Here is a 22,657-nt window from a genome sequence, read left to right as displayed (position 1 = left end):
GCACGCACCGACTCCGCAAACGCGAGGAGCGGAGGGGATTCCCACCGATTCGGGTGAGGATCCCCTCCGCTCGTTCACGGGGTGATCAGCTGATCAGGTGATCCTGCAGGTCACCAGCCGAACAGCTTGTGGAACCAGTTCCACAGCCAGCCGAGGTCGCAGATCCAGTCGAACCAGCCGCCCGTCGACTTCACCTGGAAGGCGCTCCAGCCGACCACGCCGTCCGAGGCGTTCTGGACGGAGAGCTTGTGGTCTCCCTTGTCCAGCTTGGCCGGGAGGGTCAGCTTCAGGACGCCGTCGGCCGGCACCTTCACCCAGCCCGCCGAGATGTTCTTCGGCGTGGAGTACACCCAGACCGAGACCCACTGGCCGGCGAGCTGCTTGCCGACGGTCACCTGGACCGCGTCGCCCGCCTTGTAGCTGGTCTTGTCGAGGCTGATCTTGCCGAACAGGGCCTTGGTGAGGGCCGACTCCTTGGCGGCCTTCGGGTCCTTCGTCGGCTTCGGGTTCTCCACCGGCTTGTCCGCGACCTTCAGCGCCACCGTGACGGTGGTGCCGGAGTCGGGAGCGGTCAGCACGAGCGTGCTGGCGCCCGCGGCGTCGGCGGGGACGGTGAACGCGACCGTCGCGGTGCCGTTGGCATCGACCGGGACGCTGCCGAGGTCGGTGCCGCTGCCCGTCCACGAGAGCTTCAGCGAGGTGTTCGCCGGGCTGCCGAGGGAGGTCAGATTCAGCTTCGAGACGGTGAGCGTCACCTGCTGGCCGCGCTGCAGGGTATCGGCCGGCGTGCCGCTGACGGCCACGCCGCGGCGGGCGAAGCTCGGCGACACCGGGCTGTTGTTCTGCAGGTAGCTGATCCAGGCGTCCCGGTCGATGAGACCGGAGTCCTTGGTGTCCGTCCCGGCCGCGAAGGCACGGAAGTTGTCACCGCCCTGGACAAGGAACGAGAACGAGCCGATCCGGTACGGCTTCGCCGGGTCGATGGGCTTCCCGTTCACGAGGATGCTCGTGACCCGGTCGCCCGCCGCACGGCTCGCGTCGTACGTGTAGCTGACGTTCTTCGACAGTCCGAGGTTGAGGAACGGCCGGCTCGGCACGGTGCCGTCGGCGTTCGTCTGCCACTGCTGCTCCAGCGCCTGCTTGAACTGCGCGCCCGTGAGGGTCGTCGTCCAGAGGTTGTTCACGAACGGCAGCACGGCGTTCGCCTGCGCGTAGGTGATGGAGCCGTCGGTTCCGTACAGCAGCTCGGCGCGCAAGCCGCCCGGGTTCACCACACCGATCTCGGCGCCGCCGAGCTCCGCGGGCGAGAGGGTCGACAGCAGCGAGTCGGCGACGAGGTTGCCCAGCGTGGACTCGCTCGCGCGGTCGTCGCGGAGGCCGCCGGCGTACGCCGTCGTGATGTCCTTCGTGACGGAGCCGATCTTCTGGTTGCCGATGACCGCCGCGTCGGCGAGGGCCTTGTCGACGATCGTCTTGACCTGCGCGACCCGCGGGTACGCCGCCACGAGGTCCGCGTCGGCGTCCGTGGTGCGGGCGACGTTGCGGAGGGTGTGGGCGGTGACCGTGTCGGTCTCCGGGTCGACCGTGAGGGTCACCTGGCCGATGTTCTCGCCGTAGCTGCCGGTCTGGACGACGGGACGCGTCGCGCCCTCGACTCCCGGGACCGGGGCGTCCCACGCGTACTGCTTGTGCGTGTGGCCGGTGAAGATGGCCGAGACCTTCGCGCTCGTCTTGGTGACGATGTCGGCGAACGCGCCGCCCGCGGCGACCTCCTGTTCGAGCGTCGCGCCATCCGGCGTCCCCGCTCCGGCACCCTCGTGGTACTCGGCCACGATCACGTCGGCCTCGCCGTTCGACGGGTCGCCGTCGGTGAGCTCGCCGGCGACGCGGTTGACCGCCTCCACCGGGTCGCCGAAGTCGAGCGTCGAGATGCCGCCCGGCGAGACGAGGGTCGGGGTCTCCTGGGTGACCGCGCCGATGACGCCCACCTTCACGCCGTTCACGTCGAACACCGCGTACTCGGGCAGAGCCGGGTTCTTGGTGCCCTTCTTGTAGACGTTGGCGCCGAGGTAGCTGAAGTCCGCCGCATCCTGCACGCGACCGGTCAGGTCGGAGAAGCCCTTGTCGAACTCGTGGTTGCCCACGGCGCTGGTCTTGAGGCCCAGCGCGTTCAGCACGTCGATGGTCGGGATGTCGCCGGCCGAGGCCGAGGCGAACAGGGAGGCGCCGATGTTGTCGCCGTCCGAGAGGAAGAGGGTGTTGTCCTCCCCGCCCTCCGCGCGCAGCTTCTCGATCGTGCCGGCGAACTTCACGGTGTTGGCGTCGATGCGCCCGTGGAAGTCGTTGATGTTCAGCAGGTTGAGTGTCACCGGCTTCGCCGCGAGGCCGAGGCCCACCACGATCGGGTCGTGGTCGCTCGACCGGTACGGGTCGGCGGCGTAGAAGTTCGTGACGTTGTAGTTGTACCGGCTGTACTCCAGCGCGATGGACTCGCCCGAGTTGATGTTCCACACGTCCGCGCCCGTGATCGCGGCGTTGGCCGCGGGCGAAGCGAACACGTGGTCGAGGGAGCCGACCGTGCCGCCGAACGAGTAGGTGTGCTTGCTCGTGCGGGTGCTCACCTGGTCGACATAGCCCGCATCGGTGAGGACCTTGATCGGGTCCTCCTGCAGGTACGCGTTGAAGTCGCCGATCAGGAGCACCTTGTCGAGGCCGAGGGTGGCCTTGCGCTCATCGGCGAACGCGACGAGTGCCTTCGCCTGCTTCACGCGGGACGCGTTGGACGCGCCCTGGCCGTCGCCCTGGTCGGCGTCCGCGCCCGTGCCGGATCCCTTCGACTTGAAGTGGTTCACGATGGCGATGAACGCGTTCGCGTCCTTCGCGCCGACCTTCTTGAAGGCCTGCGCGAGCGGCTGGCGTGCGTTCGAGAACGCGGCGTCGTCCAGGATGCGGGAGGCGCCGACCGGCTCCGCGACGGCCTTCTTGTAGATGAAGGCGGTGCGGATGACGTCCTCGGAGGACGGCACGGTCGACGGCGACTTCACGTACGCCCAGACCTCGCTGCCCGCCGCTGTGTTGAGCGCGGCGACGAGGATCTTGAGGGCGTCGTCGCGGTCCTGGCCGAAGCGCGCCGAGTTCTCGATCTCCTCGAGGGAGACGACGTCGGCGGTCAGGCCGTTGATCGCGGCGACGATCTTGTCCTGCTGGCGCTTGAGGTTGGCGGCGTCGGCGGCGCCACGGGCGTCGCATCCGCTGTTGACGGTGATCTTGTTGCCGTCGCGGTCGGTGTAGAACGTGCAGCCGCTCAGCTGGTCGCCCGTCGTGGTGAAGTAGTTCAGCACGTTGAAGGTGGCGAGCTTGAGGTCGCCGCCGACGTTCTCCGGGGCGGCGGTGCGGGTGTTCGCGAAGGTCGCCGGCTGGACGGTCGCGGCGGTGGCCGGGGTCAGCTCCGCCGTCGGCTGGAACTTCCAGGCGTCGTTGCGGTAGTCGAGGATCACCGGGGTCGTGAAGGTGACCGGGGCGCCCACGCGGACGGGGTTCGTCAGCGACACGTACGGCAGCGGCTTGGACTTGTTGGCCGCGCTGAGGAAGTTGGTGGAGGCTCCGTCGTCGAGGATGACCCCGCGGGCCTTCACATCGGCGACGGCGGCGGAGTACTCGGCGGTCCCGGGACTCGCGACGTCGGTCGGCTGCAGCAGCGGGGTGTCGCCGGCAGCGAGGCCGATCTCGCCGTACTGGTTGGTGGAGTAGGTGTCGGTGACCGCGAACGCGCCCTGCGGTGCGATCAGCATGCCCTCGAGGCTCTCGCGCTGGGCGTCGGTGGCCGGGAGCGCGACGGTGGCCGGGGCCGGGGCGGTGACGGTGCTCTTGTCGAGCTTGTCCACCTTCGAGGCGGTGATCTCGGTGAGGCCGTTGAACTCGCTGACGGCGCCGGTCACCTGCACGTAGTCGCCCGCGGCGACCGCGGCGGCGTACGAGGAGCCGTAGACGAAGACGGCGTCGGAGGCGGTGTGGGTGGCGAGGTCGACGGCGCCGCCGGTGCCGGGGGTCTGGATGTAGAACCCGTTGAAGCCGCCGGTCGCGTACTGTGCGGTGACGACGCCGACGGTGGTGACGGTCTGGCCCGCCTTCGGGCTGGTGTCACCGGTTCCCTGGATGTCCGAGATGGCGATCGCGTCGCCGGGCGGACCGGGGTCGGTTCCCGTGCCGGGGTCGGTCCCCTCGCCCGGGTCGGTCGTGCCGCCTCCCGGGGTCGAGGCCGAGTTCTGCGGGGTGATGGTCGCGCTCAGGGTGAAGTCGGCGCTGTTGTCGTCCGTGTCGGTGAACGAGGTGCGGTTCAGCGACTTGACGTCGGTGTTGGCGGTCGGCGCGGGAGCTTTCGCCTTCTCGAACGTGTTCGACGTGCCGTAGCCGAGGAGGTCCACGACGCCGGCCGCACCGGTGACCGAGCCGGCGGGCAGGGTCAGCGCGGTGGCGGAGCTGGACAGGATGAGGGTGCCGGTGGTGCCGCTCGGGTTCAGGCCGTTGCTGGCGACATCGGGCGTCGGCAGGGCCGCGCCGTTCGTGCCGTTCGAGCCGCCCGCGACGAGGTAGTACGCCTTCGCCCCGATCGTGCCGGTCAGCGGGACGACGCCGTTGGCTGCGCCGGTGCTGGTCGCGGAGCGGTACTGCACGCTCCATCCGCTGAGGCTGACGGGCGCGTCGCCCGGGTTGTAGAGCTCGACGAACTTGTTCGAGTAGGCCGCGCCGGCGCTGCCGCCGGACAGATAGGCCTCGTTGATGACGACACCGGTGCCGTCCGTGCTGGCGAACGCCGGCGTCGCGACGAGGGCGCCGGCTGCGAGCCCGGCTCCGACGATCGCGGCCGTGGCGGCGCGCCACACCCTGCCATTCCTGATTGACATTGTTCTCCCTGGTCGGTGGAAGTGGGATGGATCCGACGGTCAGAGTAGGAATCGCGATCGTCGGGACTCTGTCTCTTGTGTGAACGTACAGAAAACTCGTTCGGGGGTAGACCGCTCATTTGAGCAGTCTTCGGGGGTGGTCCTGATCGACCACCCGTGCATGGGTGCCATCTCCAGCGGTCGGAACCAGCCTGCCGGAGCGGTCGTGCGCCATGATGGGTCACATGCGGATCGACGAGATCGCCCACTTCCGGGCGCTGGCCACCGAGGGGCATCTGGCGCTCGCAGCGCAGTCCCTCGGGGTGTCGCAGTCGACCCTCTCGCGCTCGCTGGCGAAGCTGGAGGCCGAGGCCGGCGTGGAGCTGCTGGATCGCCGGCGCGGCCACCTCGAGCTCAACCAGTACGGCGAGATCCTGCTCGCGCACGCGGCGCGCGCCGAGATGGAGTTGGAGAACGCGCGGGCCCGCATCGCCGCCCTGCGCGATCCGGCCGCGGGGATCGTCTCGATCGCGTACGTCTCGTCGTTCGGCGGATGGCTCATCCCGCGCGTGGTCAGCGAGTACCGGGCGCTTTTCCCCGACATCCGGTTCGTGCTGCGCGGCGGGACGGCCGACACGGTCCTCGATGCGCTGCGGGAGGGGTCGGCCGACGTGGCCTTCCTCAGCCCCGACCCGCGCGACCCGGAGATCGACTGGCACCCGCTCTCGGCCGAGCGGCTGGTGCTCGGGGTCCCGGCCGGCCACCCCCTCGCCGGACGGGAGCACGTGACCGTCGACGACCTCGCGCCCTACGAGCTCGTCTCCCTGCGCCCGGGCTCGGGACTCCGCCACATCGCCGACGCCTACTTCTCGGCGCACGGGGTCGTGATGACCCCGGTGATCGAGGTGACCGAGCTCGCGACGCTGCGCGCGCTCGTGCGCGACGGGGTGGGCGTCGCGCTCATCCCGGACACCCCCGCCGAGCCGGGGATCGTTCCCGTGCCGCTCACCGACGAGGCGACCCGCGTCATCGGGCTCGCCCGCAACCGCACACGCTCGGAGTCGGCGGCGGCCGCGCAGTTCGCGCGGTTCGTGCGTGAGGAGCTCGGTCCGCTGGAGTGATCGTCGCGGCGGGGGGCTCGATCGTTCTTTGCTTAAATACAACAGCACTGTTATAACAGCACTGTGACGAATTCTTCCTCCGGCGACCCGACGCGCATCCCCGCACGCTGGGATGCGCTGTTCGCCCTACTCCGCCGGCTCGACGACGACATCGACGGCCTCTACGCCCGCCGCGGCGTGACCGGGATGCGCTCCCGCTTCGCCCGGCCGATGATGCGCCTCGCCCACGAGGGGCCGCTGACGATCCGCGAGCTGGCCGCCTCCCTCGAGCGAACCCACTCCGCCGTGAGTCAGACGGTCGCCGGGATGCGCCAGGCCGGCTTCGTGACGACCGCGCCCGGCCCCGACGCGCGCACGCGGGTGATCAGCCTCACCGACCGCGGCCGGGAGATCGTCCCGCTGCTGGAAGCCGAGTGGCGCGCGACCGACGCGGCCATCGCCGAGCTCGACGACGAGACCGCCGTGACCCTCTCCTCCGTGGTGGCGCAGCTGGAGCGCGCCATCGATGCCCGCTCGATGGCGGACCGGCTCGACGCCCATCTCGTCGAGCCGGAGCCGCCGGTGCGCGCGTGAGCCTGCGCGCACATATCACCGACCTGCGTCCGCTGCGCTCGAGCCGGCCGTTCCTCGCACTCTGGGCGGGCACCTCCCTCGCCGGCCTCGGGAGCCAGATCGCCTCCGTCGCCGCACTGGCCCAGGTGTGGGAGCTGACGAAGAGCCCGGTGTGGACCGGAACGCTGGGTCTCGCCAGCGGCGTCGCGATGCTCGCCTTCGGTCCGCTGGGCGGCAGCCTCGCCGACCGCCTCGACCGGCGCGCGATCGTGCGCCTCAGCACCGCGGGCCAGGCCGTCGCCGCTCTGGCGCTGACCGCGCAGGCCGCGCTCGGGCTCGACTCCGTCCCCCTCCTGCTGGCCCTGATCGCCGTGCAGTCCGCCGCCGGGGCGTTCGGCGCCCCCGCACGCCGGACCCTCCCGCCCCGGCTTCTCCCCGCCGGCGAGGTCGCGGCCGGGCTCGCGCTGCAGAACCTCGCCTTTCAAGGGTCGATGCTCGCCGGGCCCGCGATCGGCGGCCTCCTCGTCGCATGGTCCCTCCCGGTGGCCTACGCCGCGGAGGCGATCGCGATCGGTGTCTCGCTGCTGTGCCTCCTCGCCCTCCCCGCGCTCCCGCCTCAGCTCACGCCTGCGGCCGGGTCCACCGCCGCGGCGAGGGGAGCGCGCCGCGGTCCGCGGGCGGAACGGGGCGCGTGGACGTACGTCCTGCGCCGCCCGACCCTCTGGGGCGCGTTCGCCGTCGACCTCGCGGCGACCGTGCTCGCCATGCCGATCGCGCTCTTCCCCCTCGTCAACGAGGAACGCTTCGGGGGCGACCCGCGCACGCTCGGGCTGTTCCTCTCCGCGATCGCGGTCGGCGGGATCGTCGCCGGGGCGCTCTCGGGGACCGTGACGCGCGCGCGGCGATCGGGACTGCTCCAGCTCGCCGCCGCCGCGGTGTGGGGCGTCGCCCTCGCCGGCTTCGGGCTGGCCGGGCCGCTCTGGCTCGCCCTCGCCTGCCTGGCCGTGGCCGGGGCGGCCGACACCGTCTCCGTCGTCACCCGCGGAGCGCTGGTCCAATTGGAGACGCCGGACGGGTTCCGGGGGCGGGTCTCCGCGGTCGAGCACGTGATCGGCGTCGCGTGCCCGCAGATCGGCAACTTCCGCGGCGGCATGCTCGGCGGACTGGTGGGCGCCCCGATCGCCCTCGCCATCGGCGGCCTCACCGCGACCGCGGCCGTGCTCGTCGTCGGCGCCGTCAACCGGCCGCTGCGCACCTACCGGATGCCGGACGTGCGGGTCCAGCCGGATCTCACCGAGGTCGACCGAGAAGCGGGTCTGCTCCCCGGAGCGGGCACCTGACGCGGCGCACCGGGAGGCAATGGCACCTCAGCCGGCGATGACGTCCCAGAGACGGGACGCGTCCTCCACCAGGCCGTCCAAGCGCCCGCGCTCGTCCGCGATCATGTAGGCGCCGAAGAAGGCCTGCACCGCGACGGTCGCGAGGGCCTCCGGGTCGGACCCGGGCGGCAACTCGCCTGCCCGCACGGCCTCGTCGAGGTATCGGCCGATCAGCGCCACCCAGCGGACGTACGGATCGTCCTCGGGAGCCGGCGGCAGGATCGTCTGGGTGAGCTTCATGGCCGCACGGACGTGCGCGTCGGTCGCGAACACCACGGCCACGCGGCGGCTCAGCTCGCGCGCGGCAGCGACACCGGTGAGCCCTGCCTCCTCGACCTCCTGGGCGGCGGCGGGCCAATTGCCGTACTTCTCGGCGACGAGCGCCTCGGCGAGATCGTGCTTGGAGCGGAAGTGGAAGTAGACGGCGCCCTTGGTCAGCTGGGTGCGCTCGATGATGCGATCGAGCCGGGCGCCGGCGTATCCGTGGGCGTCGAACTCGTCGGCGGCGGCATCGAGGATCTCGGCACGGCTGCGCTCGGCGCGTTCCTGTCGTGGCATGAGGCGGGGGTCCTCCGGTCGATGAGACGTGCAGCGTCCCCCGGCGGCAACTGTACCGCCCGGGACAGAGGGCCGCGCCGGACACGCCGCGTCACACATCCCGCCTCCTGTGCCCGGAATGCGGTTGACTATGCGCGCCCGACACCGACCCGCCGGGCGCGCGGCGGGGGATGCCGACATCCTCCTGTGCGCTGCACCCTGAGAGGAAACCGTCATGAGCTACGAACAGCCCGCACCTCCCGCACCTCCCGCCCCGGCGACCGGACAGGCCGTGCCCCTCTGGGCGCCGCTCTACGGAGCGTCGTTCGGCGCCGCCATCAAGCGCTCCTTCACGAAGTACGCCGACTTCACCGGTCGCGCGAGCCGCAGCGAGTACTGGTGGTGGGTGCTGTTCGTGTTCATCGTCGGCGTCGTCCTCGAAGGGCTCGGCCTCGCGCTCGGCTACGCGGGCGCGACCACCAACGCCGACGGGACCACGACGCCGGGTCCGCTCTTCGCGGTCGCCGGGATCCTCATCGTCCTCTGGTTCCTCGGCACGATCATCCCGCACCTGGCCCTGATCTGGCGCCGGCTGCACGACGCGAACTTCGCCGGTCCGTTCTTCTTCCTGTCGTTCATCCCGTTCGGCAGCATCGTGGTGCTCGTCTTCACGCTGCTGCCCTCGAAGCCCGAAGGCGCGCGCTTCGACCGTCCGCGCCCGTAGCCGCTCCGCGCCTAGCAGGAATCGGCGAACAGCCTCCGGGGCCGTGCGGGGTCCGCGTCGTCCAGCAGGACGGACGCGACCTCGCGCGGCGCCCCGAGCGGATCCTTGCGTCCGGTGGCCACGAACGACCAGTCCGCGCTGCGCTCGGGGTCGTGCTCGACCCAGAGCGAGAAGTTCCAGAACCCGCGGAAGACGGGTGTGAGCAGGTCCGGTCCGTCGACGACGAGGACGCCCTCCCGCTGCCGGAACGGCGCGACGACCTCCGCACGGAACGCGTCCGCGTCGGTGCCGGGCGCGGCGCTCACGCGCTCGACGGTCTCCCCCGCGGCGCGCAGGGCGTCGGCGAGCGCATCCGCCCCTGCCGCGGCATCCGCCTCCGGGACGCCGGTGACCGCGACGAATCGCGGGCCGCGCGTGTAGTGCTGACGGAACTCCGCTGCGATGCCGTCGTAGAACGCGCCGCGCTCGGTGGTCGTGCTGCCCATCGTGGCCTCCTGCTGTCTCTCACCGGGAACGCTACGCGCGCCTTCGCGATTCCACAGCACGAGATTCGGCCCAAATGTCGGGAAAGCGCGAGCGAATCCCGACATTTGGGCCACATGGTGCAGGCGGTGAGCGGTCGCTACTTCAGCGGGCCGTAGAGCGGTGCCGTCGCGCGGGCGTGGGTCGCCTGCTCGAAGGCATAGGCCAGACCGATGATGCCGCTCTCGTCGTAGTCGCGCCCGAGGAACTCGAGGTTGACGTTGGCGCCGACGATCGGGTTGGTGCCGTCGGTGGCGATGGCCTGACCCATCGGCACGGTGATCGCCGGCATCCCGGTGTTCGGGCTGAGGCGCATGTTCGTGCTGATGGTGTTGTACGGCGAGCCGCTCGGGTACACCAGCGAGTCGAGCCCGTTGTCGTTCATGAGCTGGGTCACCGTGGCCGTGCCGGTCGCGATGGCCGTCGTGTGCGAGCCGGTCGGGCCCGCCCAGGCCTGGTACTGGGCATCCGTCACGTTGTTCCGCGAGGTGTAGATGCTGTTGCGCGACGTGACGTTGCGGCCGGTGGCCAGGATGTCGGCGATCGATCGGGCGGTCACGGTCGGCGCCAGGTGGTTCTGGATGTAGACGTTCAGGTCGTGCTTGAACTCGTTCGTGCTGCCGCTGCCCTCGTTCAGGGTCGCGGTGAACGCGGTCGGGACCGTGCTCAGCTCGACGACGGTCGCACCCTGGGCCTGGAGCGTCGCCTTCGCGTTCGCCCACAGGCGGGTGACGGTCGCGTTGGTGCCGATCATCGAGGTGACGATGCCGATCCGCTTGCCCTTCAGCGCCTCCGGGTCGAGGGCCGCCGTGTACGACGTCGGCACCTTGCCGGTCTGCTCCGCGGTGATCGGGTCGGCCGCGTCGACACCGGTCACGGCGTCGAGGGCGACGGCCGCATCGGTGACGCTGCGGGCGATCGGGCCGCCGGTGTCCTGGCTGAGCGCGAGCGGGATGATCCCGTCGCGGCTGGTCAGGCCGACGGTCGGGCGGATGCCGACGAGCGAGTTGTACGTCGACGGGACGCGGATGGAGCCTCCCGTGTCGGTGCCGAAGCCGATGCCCGCGAGGTTGGCGGCGATCGCCGCACCCGTTCCGCCGCTGGAGCCTCCGGCGGTCTTGGTGGTGTTGAGCGGGCTGGCCACGAGGAGGGTCTTGCCCGCATCCTGGAACGACGAGAACTCCGACACGAAGCCGTACGCGAACTCGTCCAGGCTCGCCTTCGCGAGGATGACGGCGCCGGCCGAGCGCAGGCCCTTCACCATCGTCGCGTCGTCGCTGGTCTGGTTGCCGTCCCAGCAGCCGCAGCCGCCGGTGGTGGGCATGTCGACCGTGTCGTAGTTGTCCTTCACCGCGATCGGGACGCCCAGCACCATGCTGGTCATCCCCTTCTGGGCACGCGTCGCATCGGCCTGGGCGGCGATGGTGAGCGCCTGCGGGTTCTTCGAGATGATCGAGTTGAGCGCGCGGCCGCCGGTGCCCGTGTCGACGACGGTGCGGTCGAGGGCGGCGATCCGGTCGAGGTACTCCTGCGTGATCTTCACCGAGGTGGTGACGCCGGCGTTCATGGCGGCCTGCATGTCGAGGGCGGAGGCCTCCACCAGCTGGAAGGGACCGTCGTCGTAGATCATGCGCTGCGAGAGCGCGGTGAGGTCCTTCACGGTGACGGTGCCGTCGCCGTCGATGTCCGCCGCCGCGGACCAGCCCGCCGACGCGGACGTCTCGCCGAGGTGCGTGGCGAGCACGTCGAGGTCCGCCGTCGTGACCTGTTCGTCCCCGGTCAGGTCGTGGGCTGTGTAATAGGGGGCGAGGAAGGCGCCGGTCGCGGCGGCAGGGGCGGCGGGAGCGGGGGCGGCGGCGGCCGGGGCGACGACCGTGCCGGTGGCGATCAGTGCGGCTAGCGCGGCGGCGGCGCCCGTGGCGGTCGCGACGCGACGGCCGGTGGATCGGGTCTGCATGACGGAGGTGCTCCTCGGGTTCGAGCGGCGGGCGGTCATCGGAGGTCTCCCGCGCGGCGGCGGCGGACGGTGAGCAGCACGGCGGCCGAGCCGACGGCCAGCAGCGCGAGGCCGGCGATCACGTACGGGACGGCGTTGGAGCCGGTGGAGGCGAGGTCGTCGGCCGAGGTGGAGGCCGAGGTGCTGCCGGTCCCGCCACCTCCCGAGCCGGCGACGCCCGTGCTCGGGGTCGGAGTGGGCGTCGGAGTCGGGGAGGTCACCGCGGCGGGAGCGACGGCGACGACCGGGCTGGTGGCGGCGTCGGTCGAGGCGGTGACAGCGGATGCCGCGTCGACCAGCGACAGGGAGCTCACGGTGAACGCCGTGGATCCGGCCGCGGTCGCGGTGAACGTCAGGGTGTAGCTGATGTCGCCCGAGAGCGCCGGCGAGGTGCCGAGTCGTGTGTAGGCGAGATCGACGGTGCCGGACCCGGTGCGCACGGTGTCGAAGCCGCCGGCCGTCGTGACCGCGCTTCCATCGACGTACGCGACCACCGCGGGGTCGAAGGCGAGGACGGATTCGTAGCCGTAGACGTCGCTCGCACCGGCGAGCGTCACCGTCACGTCGAAGGTGTCGCCCGCGGTGGCGGCCGTGGGCGACGAGACCGAGACCGTCGCGACGGCGGGCGCGGCCGTGGCCGGCGCAGCGGCGCCGATCGCGAGGCCGAGGCCTGCCAGGGATGCCGCGGTGACGGCGAGGAGGCGCACGAGTCGCCTGGGATCGTGATGCATTCGGGTGGTGCCTTCCTCTGGGGGCGAAAGGGGACGCCGATGCGTCCGCCGTCAGCGGGGAGGAAGGGGAGACTCGAGGCGCCGAGGGTGCACGACTGCGAACGGTCCAGGGCCGGCTCCGGGGGTGGGCCAGCGGCTGAGGTAGCGGCTCCATCGACAGGAGCGACGTTACGGACCCGCTGTTTCACGCAGGCCGCGATCGTGTTTCTGAGACGTTACACAGGGTGGGACCCCACAGATTTGGCCCAAATGTCGAGAAAGCGGCGGGCATTCGCGACATATGGGCCAAATGTGGGGGCGGGAGGAGCGGGGACGACGCTACCGGCGCGCGGACTTCCAGTAGCCGCAGAAGAGGATGTCGCCTTTCGCGACTCCGGCGGCGACCCAGTGCCGGCGCATCGCGATGGCGAGGGCGGACTCGCCCACCGCCCACCCGTAGAAGCGCTCGACCGGGGGCGGCAGAAGCCGCGCGCGGGTCCCCGCGAGCACTCCGGGGACGGCATGGTGGTCGTCGCGGACGACCCACTGCACGTCGACGCCGGCCGGTCCGGTCAGCTGCTGGGCGTCGTCGGAGTGGGGGATCTCGAGGAACGCGGTCCCGCGGACGTCGGGGTCGAGCGAGGCGAGGATGTTGGCGGCCGCAGGCACACCGGTCTCGTCGGCGACGAGGCGCACGTGACGGACGCCTGCCGCGGGCGCGAACGAGATGCCCTCGTCGATGATGGCGACCGCGTCGCCGATCGCGCACGTCTCGGCCCAGCTGGCCGCCGGGCCGCTCGTGCCATCGACGGCGGAGCCGTGGAGCACGAAGTCCACGTCGAGTTCCGGCCCGTCGGCCCCGTCGGGGCGGTACGCGCGGACGGAGTAGTTGCGCAGCACCGGACGCACGGCTTTCGACATCGTCAGATAGCGCGCGTACGCGAAGGTGTCGAGCTTGGCTGGAAGTCGGCTGAGCGCCCCCTCCCCTCCTCCGACCGGGAGGAAGAGCCGGAACCACTGGTCGAAGCCGAGGGGCGCGAAGCCCGCGATGTCGCCGCCGCCGAGCGTGATGCGGACGAACCCGGTCGAGATCCGTTCCCGTCGGAGGACGTGCAGCACCAGCAATTCCGAGCGCTCGGGCTTGACGCGTGTGGATTGCATATTGGTGCGAGCCATGGGCTGTCCCTCCAAGACGGGTCACGGAAAAGGGTACCGATTTAGGTAAGGCTAACCTAATACAACTAAGGGTGTACTTGTCGTATCACCCGGACGGGGTGATGGCTTCATCCGCTCAGCGCGCCTACCATCCGAACCACGTGGTCTGTTTGCATGACGCCTTTCGTCGGGGGATGCGGATGATCGGATTCGGGAACGCAATGACGCCTAGCGGAGCCTCTGTGGTGGATCGCCGGAGTCTCCGGCGCGTCCTCGACGACGGCGAGGGGCGCGGGGCGGTCGTCTCGATCGTGGCGTCCGGCGGCACCGGCAAGACCTCCCTGCTGCGTGCTTGGTGCGGCCTCGAACCGGGAGAGCGCGTCCTGCTCGAGGTCGGCGACGCGTCGTCGCGCACCGTCGGGCCGCGACGGAACGACTGGCGGGATCGGCTCGACGCGATCCGGGAGCAGCGTGCGGGCACGACGACCGTCATCGACGGCATCGAGCGCATCAGCACGCACAGCGATCGCGAGCTGCTGCAGGAGGCGGTCGCATCCGCACGCAGCGCCATCGTGCTGAGCGGGCGCGCGCAGCCGGTCGCCCTCGACGCCCTCGCGCCCGAGCGCGCGCTGATCATGGTCGGGGTGTCCGACCTGGCGTTCGGTCAACGCGAGACCGACGAGCTGCTGCGCGCGGCCGGTGTGCTCCTCGCTCCGCAGGACGTCTTCGAGCTCCTCGACCGCACCGGCGGGCGGGCTCTCACCCTCACGCTCGCCGTCGCCGCACTCGCGCGGATGGCCGATCCGGGCGACGCCGTCCGGCGGCTGGCGCACTCCCCCAGCGGCCCGGACGAGTACTTCGTCACGGCCCTCCTCGCCACGCTCGACCCCGCCGACGCCGACATGCTCCTCGCCCTCGCCGCGGTCCCCTCGTTCAGCGTCGGCCTCGCGGCCGAGCTCACCGGGCATCCCGACGCCGGGAGCGTCGTCGAGAGGATGCGCGACGGCAACGACCTGCTGCAGAGGACCGACGGCGGCGAGGAGGGCAACGACTACCGCTTCGACGAGACCCTGCGCCGCACGCTCCTCACCGAACTGAACCGCCGGGACGCGCGCCGGCTCGACGAGCTGCGACGCACGGCGGCGCACTGGTACCTCGAGGGCGGCGACGTGCACGAAGGGCTCGCCCACGCCGTCGCGTCCCGGTCGACCGATCTCGTCGAGGAGATCCTCCGCCGCCACGGGCTGGGCATGGTGTTCTCGGGCGACACCACGCCCGTCCGCGAGGCGCTCTCCGCACTCGAGGACCGCGGCGTCATGTCCGGCACCACAGGCCTGCTCGCCGCCCTCGTCACCTCTCCGACCCGACTCGACTCGGTCCGGATCGACCATTTCGTCGCCCTCGCGGAAGAGGAGGCGGCGCGATCGCCGGAATGCGAACTGGTGCTCGCGAGCATCCTGGGTCTGCGCGCCGACGGCGAAGGACAGGCGGACCGCGACCGTTCGCTCACCCGGATCGACAACGCCGTGCGCCTCTCCCTGCGGCGGCCGTCCGGGGAGGGCGGACCGCTGGCGGTGCTCGACGCCCGCATCTTCGCGGAGGCGGCGCGCGCCTCCCTGCTCCTGCGATCGGGGCGGCCGGCCGAGGCGCTCGCGATCGCCGAGGGCGCGGCCGCGAGCGCGGAGGAGACGGGGCTGCCGTGGCTGCAGATGCTGGGCCTGGAACTCGCCGCCGGCGCCGCAGCCGCCCAGCGCTCCTGGCCGATGGTCCACATGCTGGAGCGCCGCCTGGCCGGGCTCGCGGGCGCCGAACCGCGCACCGACAGCATCGTCGCCGCGAGCGCGCTGCTGCGCTCGGCGGCTGCCGCGTACCAGTCGTGCGAGCCCTTCCGCTCGGCGCACGTCGCCGACATCGTCCAGGCGCGCTGGCGCGGACTCGACACCGGCGACGTGATCGGCCCGCGCGCCCTCCACCTCCTCTTCCGGCTCGACGAGGAAGAGGACACGCGCGCCATCTTCGAAGAGATGGAGCACCTCTTCACGGTGGCTCTGCGCCGCAACCCGCGCACCATCGCGGTCGGCTCGTTCCGGTTCCTCGACCTGACGATGCACTACCGCGGCCGGGCCGACGTCCGTCAGCTGGTGGAGGTCCTGGAGGCGATGCTCGGGGCGCGATCGCTCGAGGCAGCCCTCGGCGGCTCGATCGCCCGCGAGGGCACCGTGACCCAGGATGCCGACGACGGCACCCTGGAGATCCTGCTGCGCACCGGCGCGACCGCGTGGCACGGGAGCAGCATCGTGTTCGGCTGGCTCCTGCTCGCGGCGCACGCGGACGAGCGGGGCCGCGGCGACCTGGTGCAGTCGCATCTCATGGAGGCGCTGGACGCGGGCGCGCGAATGGACGCCCGGCGCCCGTTCCTCGCGCGCGGGGGCGCGTTCGCCCGGCTCGTGACCGACCGCCTGGGCGGTTTCGGCGCACGCGAGGACTTCGCGCGCTCGATCGTCGCCGTCGCCGACACGTTCGGGTCCCGCGGCGACGCGCTCGAGAGCTCGCCGCCGCTCACGGCGAAGGAGCGGGAGCTGCTCCGCGAGCTCCCGCTGCACCAGAGCATCGGGCAGATCGCGGCGAAGCACAGTGTCAGCGCCAACACGGTGAAGACGCACCTGCGCTCGATCTACTCCAAGCTCGACGCGCGCGACCGCGCCCACGCCGTCGAGAACGCCCGCGCGATCGGCCTGCTCTGAGCGTCGCGGCACCGCCGCACTGTACCCCGAGATCACCCGTTCCGGGCGATTGAGACCCCTGCTCCCGCCAGCGAGAGTCCGAGGAAGGTCTCTCAATCTCGCTGGGGGTAAGCATCGTGGTATCGGGTCTCGACGTCGGCAATGGAGCACGCAGAGCGCACGAAAGGAGAAGAGGGGGCGGAGGGCGCCGCAGGCTGCTCGGCACCGCCGCGGCCGGCGCGACCGTCGCACTGACCCTCGCCGGTGCCGGCCTCTGGGCGATCCCCGCCCAGGCCGCTCTCGGCGACACCTCGAACGCGACCGGCCAGTATCTCAGCGGAACCCTCATCGGCCTGAACGCCGGTCTCGTCGCATCCCTGGGCGGCGAGACGGCCGCCAGCACCGGGAGCGCGGATCAGACCAACGCGAACAACCTGAACGTCGGCGTCCTCGGCGTCGTGAACATCGCGGCACCCGGCGGCATCCAGATCCCCCTGGACCTCGGCGGCGCGGGAGTCGTCTCGCAGTACGCGTCCGCGCTGCAGAGCGGCTCGTCGGTGGGCGCCTCCGGCCTCACCTCCGCCGCCGGCGACGTCGGCACCGGCATCACTCCCAAGCCCGGGATCGCCCCGGGCCCGCTGCACGTCAACCTCGCGCAGGCGGTCTCGTCGCTCGGCCTCCCGACGGCGACGCTGAACGAGCTCGCCCAGCTCGACCTCTCCCTCGGCGTGACCGGCGCCCGCGCGGCGCAGGCCGCGCCCGCGGCTCCGACCGGCGCCTACTCGATCGCAGGCGCAGGACTCAGCTTCCACAGCGCGACCGTCGCGGGACTGACCGGCGCGATCAACAGCCAGGTCACCACGGTGCAGAACCTGGTCAACGGTCTCGCAGGGGCGAACGGCACCCTGGCGAGCGCGCTGAGCATCCTCAACATCCCGGGCGTGCTCAACACGACGGCGACGGTCACGGCCTCCAACCTCCAGGGCGCGGTCGCACCGCTGCTCGCCGGCGACATCACGAACCCGGCGTACCCCGGAGTGACCATCAATCTGGGCACCGGGACGGTCACGGTCGATCTCTCGCAGATCACCGGGCTCGAAGGCCAGGCGCCCAACACCAACGTCCTGAGCGCCGCCGTCATCAGCGAGATCGGAAACCGGGTCACCGGCATCGTCGGCGGCCTGATCACCCAGATCCAGACCGTCCTGACCAGCACGACCAACGCACTCGCGATCAACCTGTCCGCCTCGGTGCTCGGGCTTCCCGTCGTCACCGTGAACGAGACGATCGGACAACTGCTCGCCGGCAACACGAGTGGCATCAGCGTCGCGGGCATCGCCGTCGGCATCCCGCTCACCACGGTCCTCTCCGCGCTGCTGACCCCGCTGAACGCGATCGGCACCGCGATCACCGCCCTCGGGCCGGCGGTCCTCGCCCCGGTCGCCGGCACGCTCGTCCCGGCTCTGAACCCGGTGCTGAGCCAGGTCGTCGGACTCACCGTGAACAACCAGTCCACCAGCGGCGGCGTCTTCACCGAGACGGCGTTGCGCGCCTCCGTGCTCCCCGGCACGCAGGCGCTGACCCTCAACCTGTCGTCCGCGTCCGTCGGACCGAACGCGCTCGCCGTCCCGCCGGTCATCGGCTCGCTCACCCCGACCAGCGGGCCGGCGACCGGCGGGACCGCGGTGACCATCACGGGATCGGGCTTCACCGGCACCACGGGAGTCACCTTCGGCGGGACCGCGGGCACCGGGTTCACGGTCGTGAACGACACCACCATCACCGTCACCACCCCGGCGCACGCCGCCGGGGCGACGAACGTGGTCGTGAACGGCCCCAACGGCAGCTCCGGGCCGGGCACCTTCACCTTCCTCGCCGCACCGACCGTCAGCTCCCTCTCCCCGACCAGCGGGCCGGAGACCGGAGGAACGGCCGTCACCATCACCGGCACCGGCTTCACCGGAGCGACCGGCGCGACCTTCGGCGGGACCGCGGGCACCGCGTTCACGGTCGTGAACGACACCACGATCACCACGACGACCCCGGCGCACGCGCCTGGCGCCGCGGACGTCGTCATCCAGAGCCCCAACGGGAACTCCGCGCCGGGTACCTTCACCTTCGTCGCCCTGCCCGCGATCTCCTCGATCGCTCCGCCGAGCGGCCCGGTGACCGGCGGCACCCCCGTCACCATCACCGGCACCGGCTTCACCGGAGCGACCGGGGTGACCTTCGACGGGACGCCCGGCGTCGGCTTCAGCGTCACCGGTGACACCACGATCACCGTCGCCAGCCCCGCACACGCGCAGGGCCCGGTGAACGTCGTGGTCCAGCACCCGATCGGGAACTCCGCACCGGGCACCTTCACCTATCTGCCCCTCCCGGTGATCACCGGCGTCGCGCCCGGCAACGGGCCGGAGAGCGGAGGCACGGCCGTCACCATCACCGGCACCGGCTTCACCGGCGCCACGGGCGTCACCTTCGGAGGCACTCCCGGCGCCGGCGTGACCGTCGTGAACGACACGACCATCACGGTCACGACCCCGGGGCACGCCCCCGGGACGGTCGACGTGATCGTCACGACCCCGGCCGGCCCCTCGGCACCGGGCGACTTCACCTTCGACCCGGTGGTCGGTCCGCCGACCATCGGCACGGTCGCACCCGATCACGGACCGGAGACCGGCGGCACGGCCGTCACCATCACCGGCAGCGGGTTCGCGGACGCGACCGGAGTGACCTTCGGAGGCACCGCGGGCACGGCGTTCACCGTCGTGGACGCGAACACCATCACGGTCACGACTCCCGCTCACACGCCGGGCGCCGTCGATGTGGTCGTGCAGGGCACGGACGGCGACTCGGCCCCCGGCGCCTTCACGTTCGACCCGATCCCGGCCATCTCCTCCGTCGCTCCGGCCTCCGGACCGGAGATCGGTGGCACGGCCGTGACCATCACGGGCACCGGGTTCACCGGAGCGACCGGCGCGACGTTCGGCGGCGACGCGGGCACCGCGTTCACCGTCGTGAACGACACGACGATCACCGTCACGACCCCGGCGCACGCGCCCGGTGGCGTGGACGTCGTGGTGCAGCACCCGAACGGCGATTCGCAGCCCGGTGACTTCACCTTCCTGCAGCTGCCGGCCATCACCTCGCTCGCACCGACCAGCGGACCCGAGACCGGAGGAACGGCCGTCACCATCACGGGCACCGGGTTCACGGGAGCGACCGGGGCGACCTTCGGCGGCGACGCAGGCACCGCGTTCACCGTCGTGAACGACACGACGATCACCGTCACGACCCCGGCGCACGCGCCCGGTGCCGTCGATGTCATCGTGCAGCACCCGAACGGCGACTCGCAGCCCGGTGCCTTCACCTTCCTGCAGCTGCCGGCCATTGCCTCACTCGCACCGACCAGCGGACCGGCGGCGGGCGGAACAGCCGTCACCGTCACCGGAACCGGCTTCACGGGAGCGACCGGAGTGACGTTCGGCGGCACGGCGGGCACCGCCTTCACCGTCGTGGACGACACCACCATCACCGTCACCAGCCCGGCGCACGTGCCGGGGGCGGTCGACGTGATCGTGCAGCACCCGAACGGCGACTCGCAGCCCGGTGACTTCACCTTCCTGCCGGCGCCGGCCATCCTCTCCCTCTCGCCGACCAGCGGGCCGGAGACCGGTGGCACGGCCGTCACCATCACCGGCACCGGGTTCACCGGTGCGACGGGAGCCACGTTCGACGGCACCGCGGGAACGGGCTTCACGGTGGTGAACGACACGACCATCACCGTCACCAGCCCGGCGCACGCGCCCGGCGCGACCGACGTGGTCGTGCAGAGCCCCAACGGCGCCTCGGGCCCGGGGACGTTCACCTTCGTCGCCCTCCCGGCGATCGGATCGCTGGCCCCGGCCAGCGGCCCGGTGACCGGCGGCACCCCCGTCACCATCACGGGCACCGGCTTCACGGGAGCCACCGGGGTCACCTTCGACGGCCTCCCGGGTGTGGGCTTCAGCGTGACGAACGACACCACCATCACCGTCGCCAGCCCCGCTCACGCGGCGGGACCGGTGGATGTGATCGTGCAGGCGCCCGTCGGCGACTCCGCCCCGGCGACGTTCACCTACGTGGCGCTGCCGTCCATCACCGGGGTCTCCCCGGCCAACGGCCCGGAGACCGGCGGCACCGCCGTCACCATCACCGGCACCGGGTTCACCGGCGCCACCGCGGTGACCTTCGGCGGCACTCCCGCCACCGGCGTCACCGTGGTGGACGACACGACGATCACTGCGACCACCCCGGCGCACGCGCCGGGCGCCGTGGGCGTCGTCGTGACCACGCCGGTCGGTCCCTCCGAACCCGGCGACTTCACCTTCGACGCCGTCCCGGCCATCACCTCGGTGGCGCCGGCCGACGGTCCGGAGACGGGAGGCACGGCGGTGACCATCACGGGCACCGGGTTCACCGGGGCCACGGGTGTCACGTTCGGCGGCACGCCGGGCACGGCCTTCACCGTCGTGAACGACACCACCATCACCGCGACGACCCCGGCACACGCCCCGGGAGCGGTGAACGTGATCGTCCAGCACCCGAACGGCGACTCCCAGCCCGGCGACTTCACCTTCGTCGCCGTGCCGGCCATCGCCTCCCTCACCCCGACGAGCGGCCCCGAGGCGGGCGGCACGGCCGTGACCATCACGGGCACCGGGTTCACGGGGGCGACGGGAGCGACCTTCGGCGGCACCGCCGGAACGGCGTTCACCGTCGTGAACGACACCACCATCACCGTCACCACCCCGGCGCACACGCCCGGTGCGGTGGATGTCGTGGTGCAGCACCCGACGGCCGACTCGGCACCGGGCACGTTCACCTTCCTCGCCGCTCCGGCGATCACCTCGGTCGCCCCCGACAGCGGCCCGCAGACCGGCGGCACCGCCGTCACCATCACGGGCACCGGGTTCACCGGCGCCACGGGAGTGACGTTCGGCGGAACCGCGGGCACGGCCTTCACGGTCGTGAACGACACCACGATCACGGTCACCACCCCGGCGGGCACGCCGGGAACGGTCGGGGTCGTGGTGCAGAGCCCGGCGGGCGACTCGGACCCCGGTGACTTCACCTACCTGGCCGTCCCGGCGATCACCTCGATCGCCCCGAGCAGCGGCCCGGCGACCGGAGGCACCGTCGTCACCATCACCGGGACCGGGTTCACCGGCGCCACCGGGGTCACCTTCGGAGGCGTCGACGGCACCGGCTTCACGGTCGTGAACGACACCACGATCACGGTCACGACGCCGCCCGGGACACCAGGGACCGCGGAGGTGGTCGTGCAGCATCCGAACGGCGACTCGCAGCCGGGCGACTTCACGTACCTCGCCGTACCGCCGGTCATCGGCTCCATCGTCCCGGACATCGGGCCGCAGACCGGAGGGACGCACGTGACGATCACGGGCACCGGGTTCACCGGCTCGACGGCGGTCGTGTTCGGCGACGTGCTCCGCACCCCGCCCCTCGCCTCGGTCGCGAGCCTGGCGGCCCCGTTCGCCGCAGGGACCCCGGGGACCGACTTCACCGTGGTGAACGACACGACGATCACCGTCACGACCCCGGCCCACCTGCCGGGAACCTACGACCTGGTGATCGAGAGCCCGAACGGGGACTCCGAGCCGGCGCTCTTCACATTCACGCCGGTCGAGGGCGCGCCGACGATCAGCGGCATCGCGCCGGACCACGGCCCGACGGCCGGCGGCACGCCCGTCACGATCTCCGGGGCCGGGTTCACCGGGGCGACGAGCGTGACGGTCGACGGGGCGGAGGTGCCCTTCACCGTGGTGGACGACGGCACGATCACCATCGTGACGCCGCCTCACGCGGTGGGTGCCGTGCCGATCGTGGTGACGACCCCGGTCGGCCCCACGCCGGCCGCGACCTTCACCTACCAGACCGGCACGACGATCGGGACGGTCGACCCGGGCCACGGCCCGCAGGGCGGCGGCACGACGGTGACCATCACCGGCAGCTGCTTCACCGGCGCCACGGCCGTGCTCTTCGGTTCGAAGCCGGCGACGTCGTTCACCGTCGTGAACGACACCACCATCGCGGCCGTCACCCCCGCGGGGACGGGCACCGTCACCGTGACCGTCACCGGGTCCGCGCAGTGCGGCTCCGACACCCTCGCCGGCGGCTTCCGCTACGACGACCCGGCCGCGACCACCGGCGGCGGCCTCGCCGACACCGGCTCCGACGCCGGCGGCTTCAGCCTCCTGGGCGGCATCGCCCTGCTGCTGATCGCCTGCGGCGCCGGCTTCCTGATTCGACGCACCCGCCGAGCCTGACGGCCCGGCCTGAGAAAGGAGAAGTC

General features: G+C 71.8%; 12 protein-coding genes. 6 read left to right on the top strand and 6 right to left on the bottom strand.

Going from position 1 to position 22,657, the window contains the following annotated elements; genetic code table 11:
* Positions 1–110: 110 nt before the first annotated feature.
* Complete coding sequence (locus ACFVU2_RS15345) at positions 111–4,904, bottom strand: ExeM/NucH family extracellular endonuclease (RefSeq protein WP_387875956.1); 4,794 nt, start codon at positions 4,902–4,904, stop codon at positions 111–113.
* Positions 4,905–5,128: 224 nt separating this feature from the next.
* On the opposite strand from ACFVU2_RS15345, the gene ACFVU2_RS15340 reads away from it, so the two are divergent.
* From ACFVU2_RS15340 to ACFVU2_RS15330, 3 genes are all read left to right on the top strand, one after another.
* The gene (locus ACFVU2_RS15340) at positions 5,129–6,004 is read left to right on the top strand and encodes a LysR substrate-binding domain-containing protein (protein WP_387875953.1); all 876 of its coding nucleotides are present in this window, start codon (positions 5,129–5,131) and stop codon (positions 6,002–6,004) included.
* A 63-nt stretch (positions 6,005–6,067) separates the two neighbouring features.
* A complete protein-coding gene (locus ACFVU2_RS15335) occupies positions 6,068–6,577 on the top strand; it encodes a MarR family winged helix-turn-helix transcriptional regulator (RefSeq protein WP_387875951.1) in 510 nt (169 codons plus the stop codon).
* A complete protein-coding gene (locus ACFVU2_RS15330) occupies positions 6,574–7,896 on the top strand; it encodes an MFS transporter (protein ID WP_387875949.1) in 1,323 nt (440 codons plus the stop codon). Before ACFVU2_RS15335 ends, ACFVU2_RS15330 begins: the two co-directional genes overlap by 4 nt.
* A 27-nt stretch (positions 7,897–7,923) precedes the next feature.
* Here ACFVU2_RS15330 and ACFVU2_RS15325 read toward each other — a convergent pair whose 3' ends face one another.
* On the bottom strand, positions 7,924–8,493 hold the full coding sequence (locus ACFVU2_RS15325; RefSeq protein ID WP_387875947.1) for a ScbR family autoregulator-binding transcription factor: 570 nt from the start codon (positions 8,491–8,493) through the stop codon (positions 7,924–7,926).
* A gap of 214 nt (positions 8,494–8,707) precedes the next feature.
* On the opposite strand from ACFVU2_RS15325, the gene ACFVU2_RS15320 reads away from it, so the two are divergent.
* Complete coding sequence (locus tag ACFVU2_RS15320) at positions 8,708–9,196, top strand: DUF805 domain-containing protein (RefSeq protein ID WP_387875945.1); 489 nt, start codon at positions 8,708–8,710, stop codon at positions 9,194–9,196.
* A gap of 11 nt (positions 9,197–9,207) precedes the next feature.
* On the opposite strand, the gene ACFVU2_RS15315 is transcribed toward ACFVU2_RS15320, so the two are convergent.
* The 4 genes from ACFVU2_RS15315 to ACFVU2_RS15300 form a co-directional block, all read right to left on the bottom strand.
* Positions 9,208–9,681: a hypothetical protein gene (locus ACFVU2_RS15315; protein WP_387875943.1), complete on the bottom strand. Its 474-nt coding sequence runs from the start codon at positions 9,679–9,681 to the stop codon at positions 9,208–9,210.
* Between the two features lie 137 nt (positions 9,682–9,818).
* Positions 9,819–11,675, bottom strand: a complete 1,857-nt coding sequence (locus ACFVU2_RS15310) for an amidase family protein (protein ID WP_387875941.1) — start codon at positions 11,673–11,675, stop codon at positions 9,819–9,821.
* A gap of 35 nt (positions 11,676–11,710) precedes the next feature.
* Entirely contained in the window at positions 11,711–12,445 is a 735-nt protein-coding gene (locus ACFVU2_RS15305; RefSeq protein ID WP_387875939.1) for a cohesin domain-containing protein, read from the bottom strand.
* Between the two features lie 318 nt (positions 12,446–12,763).
* Complete coding sequence (locus ACFVU2_RS15300; RefSeq protein WP_387875937.1) at positions 12,764–13,600, bottom strand: siderophore-interacting protein; 837 nt, start codon at positions 13,598–13,600, stop codon at positions 12,764–12,766.
* Between the two features lie 224 nt (positions 13,601–13,824).
* Between ACFVU2_RS15300 and ACFVU2_RS15295 the strand changes: the two genes are divergently transcribed.
* A complete protein-coding gene (locus tag ACFVU2_RS15295; protein WP_387875936.1) occupies positions 13,825–16,323 on the top strand; it encodes a LuxR C-terminal-related transcriptional regulator in 2,499 nt (832 codons plus the stop codon).
* 116 nt (positions 16,324–16,439) lie between these two features.
* On the top strand, positions 16,440–22,631 hold the full coding sequence (locus ACFVU2_RS15290; RefSeq protein WP_387875934.1) for an IPT/TIG domain-containing protein: 6,192 nt from the start codon (positions 16,440–16,442) through the stop codon (positions 22,629–22,631).
* Positions 22,632–22,657 lie beyond the last annotated feature (26 nt).

This window comes from Leifsonia sp. NPDC058194 (genome assembly GCF_042883605.1).
Taxonomy (GTDB): domain Bacteria; phylum Actinomycetota; class Actinomycetes; order Actinomycetales; family Microbacteriaceae; genus Leifsonia.
This window is presented reverse-complemented; position numbering and strand designations above follow the sequence as displayed.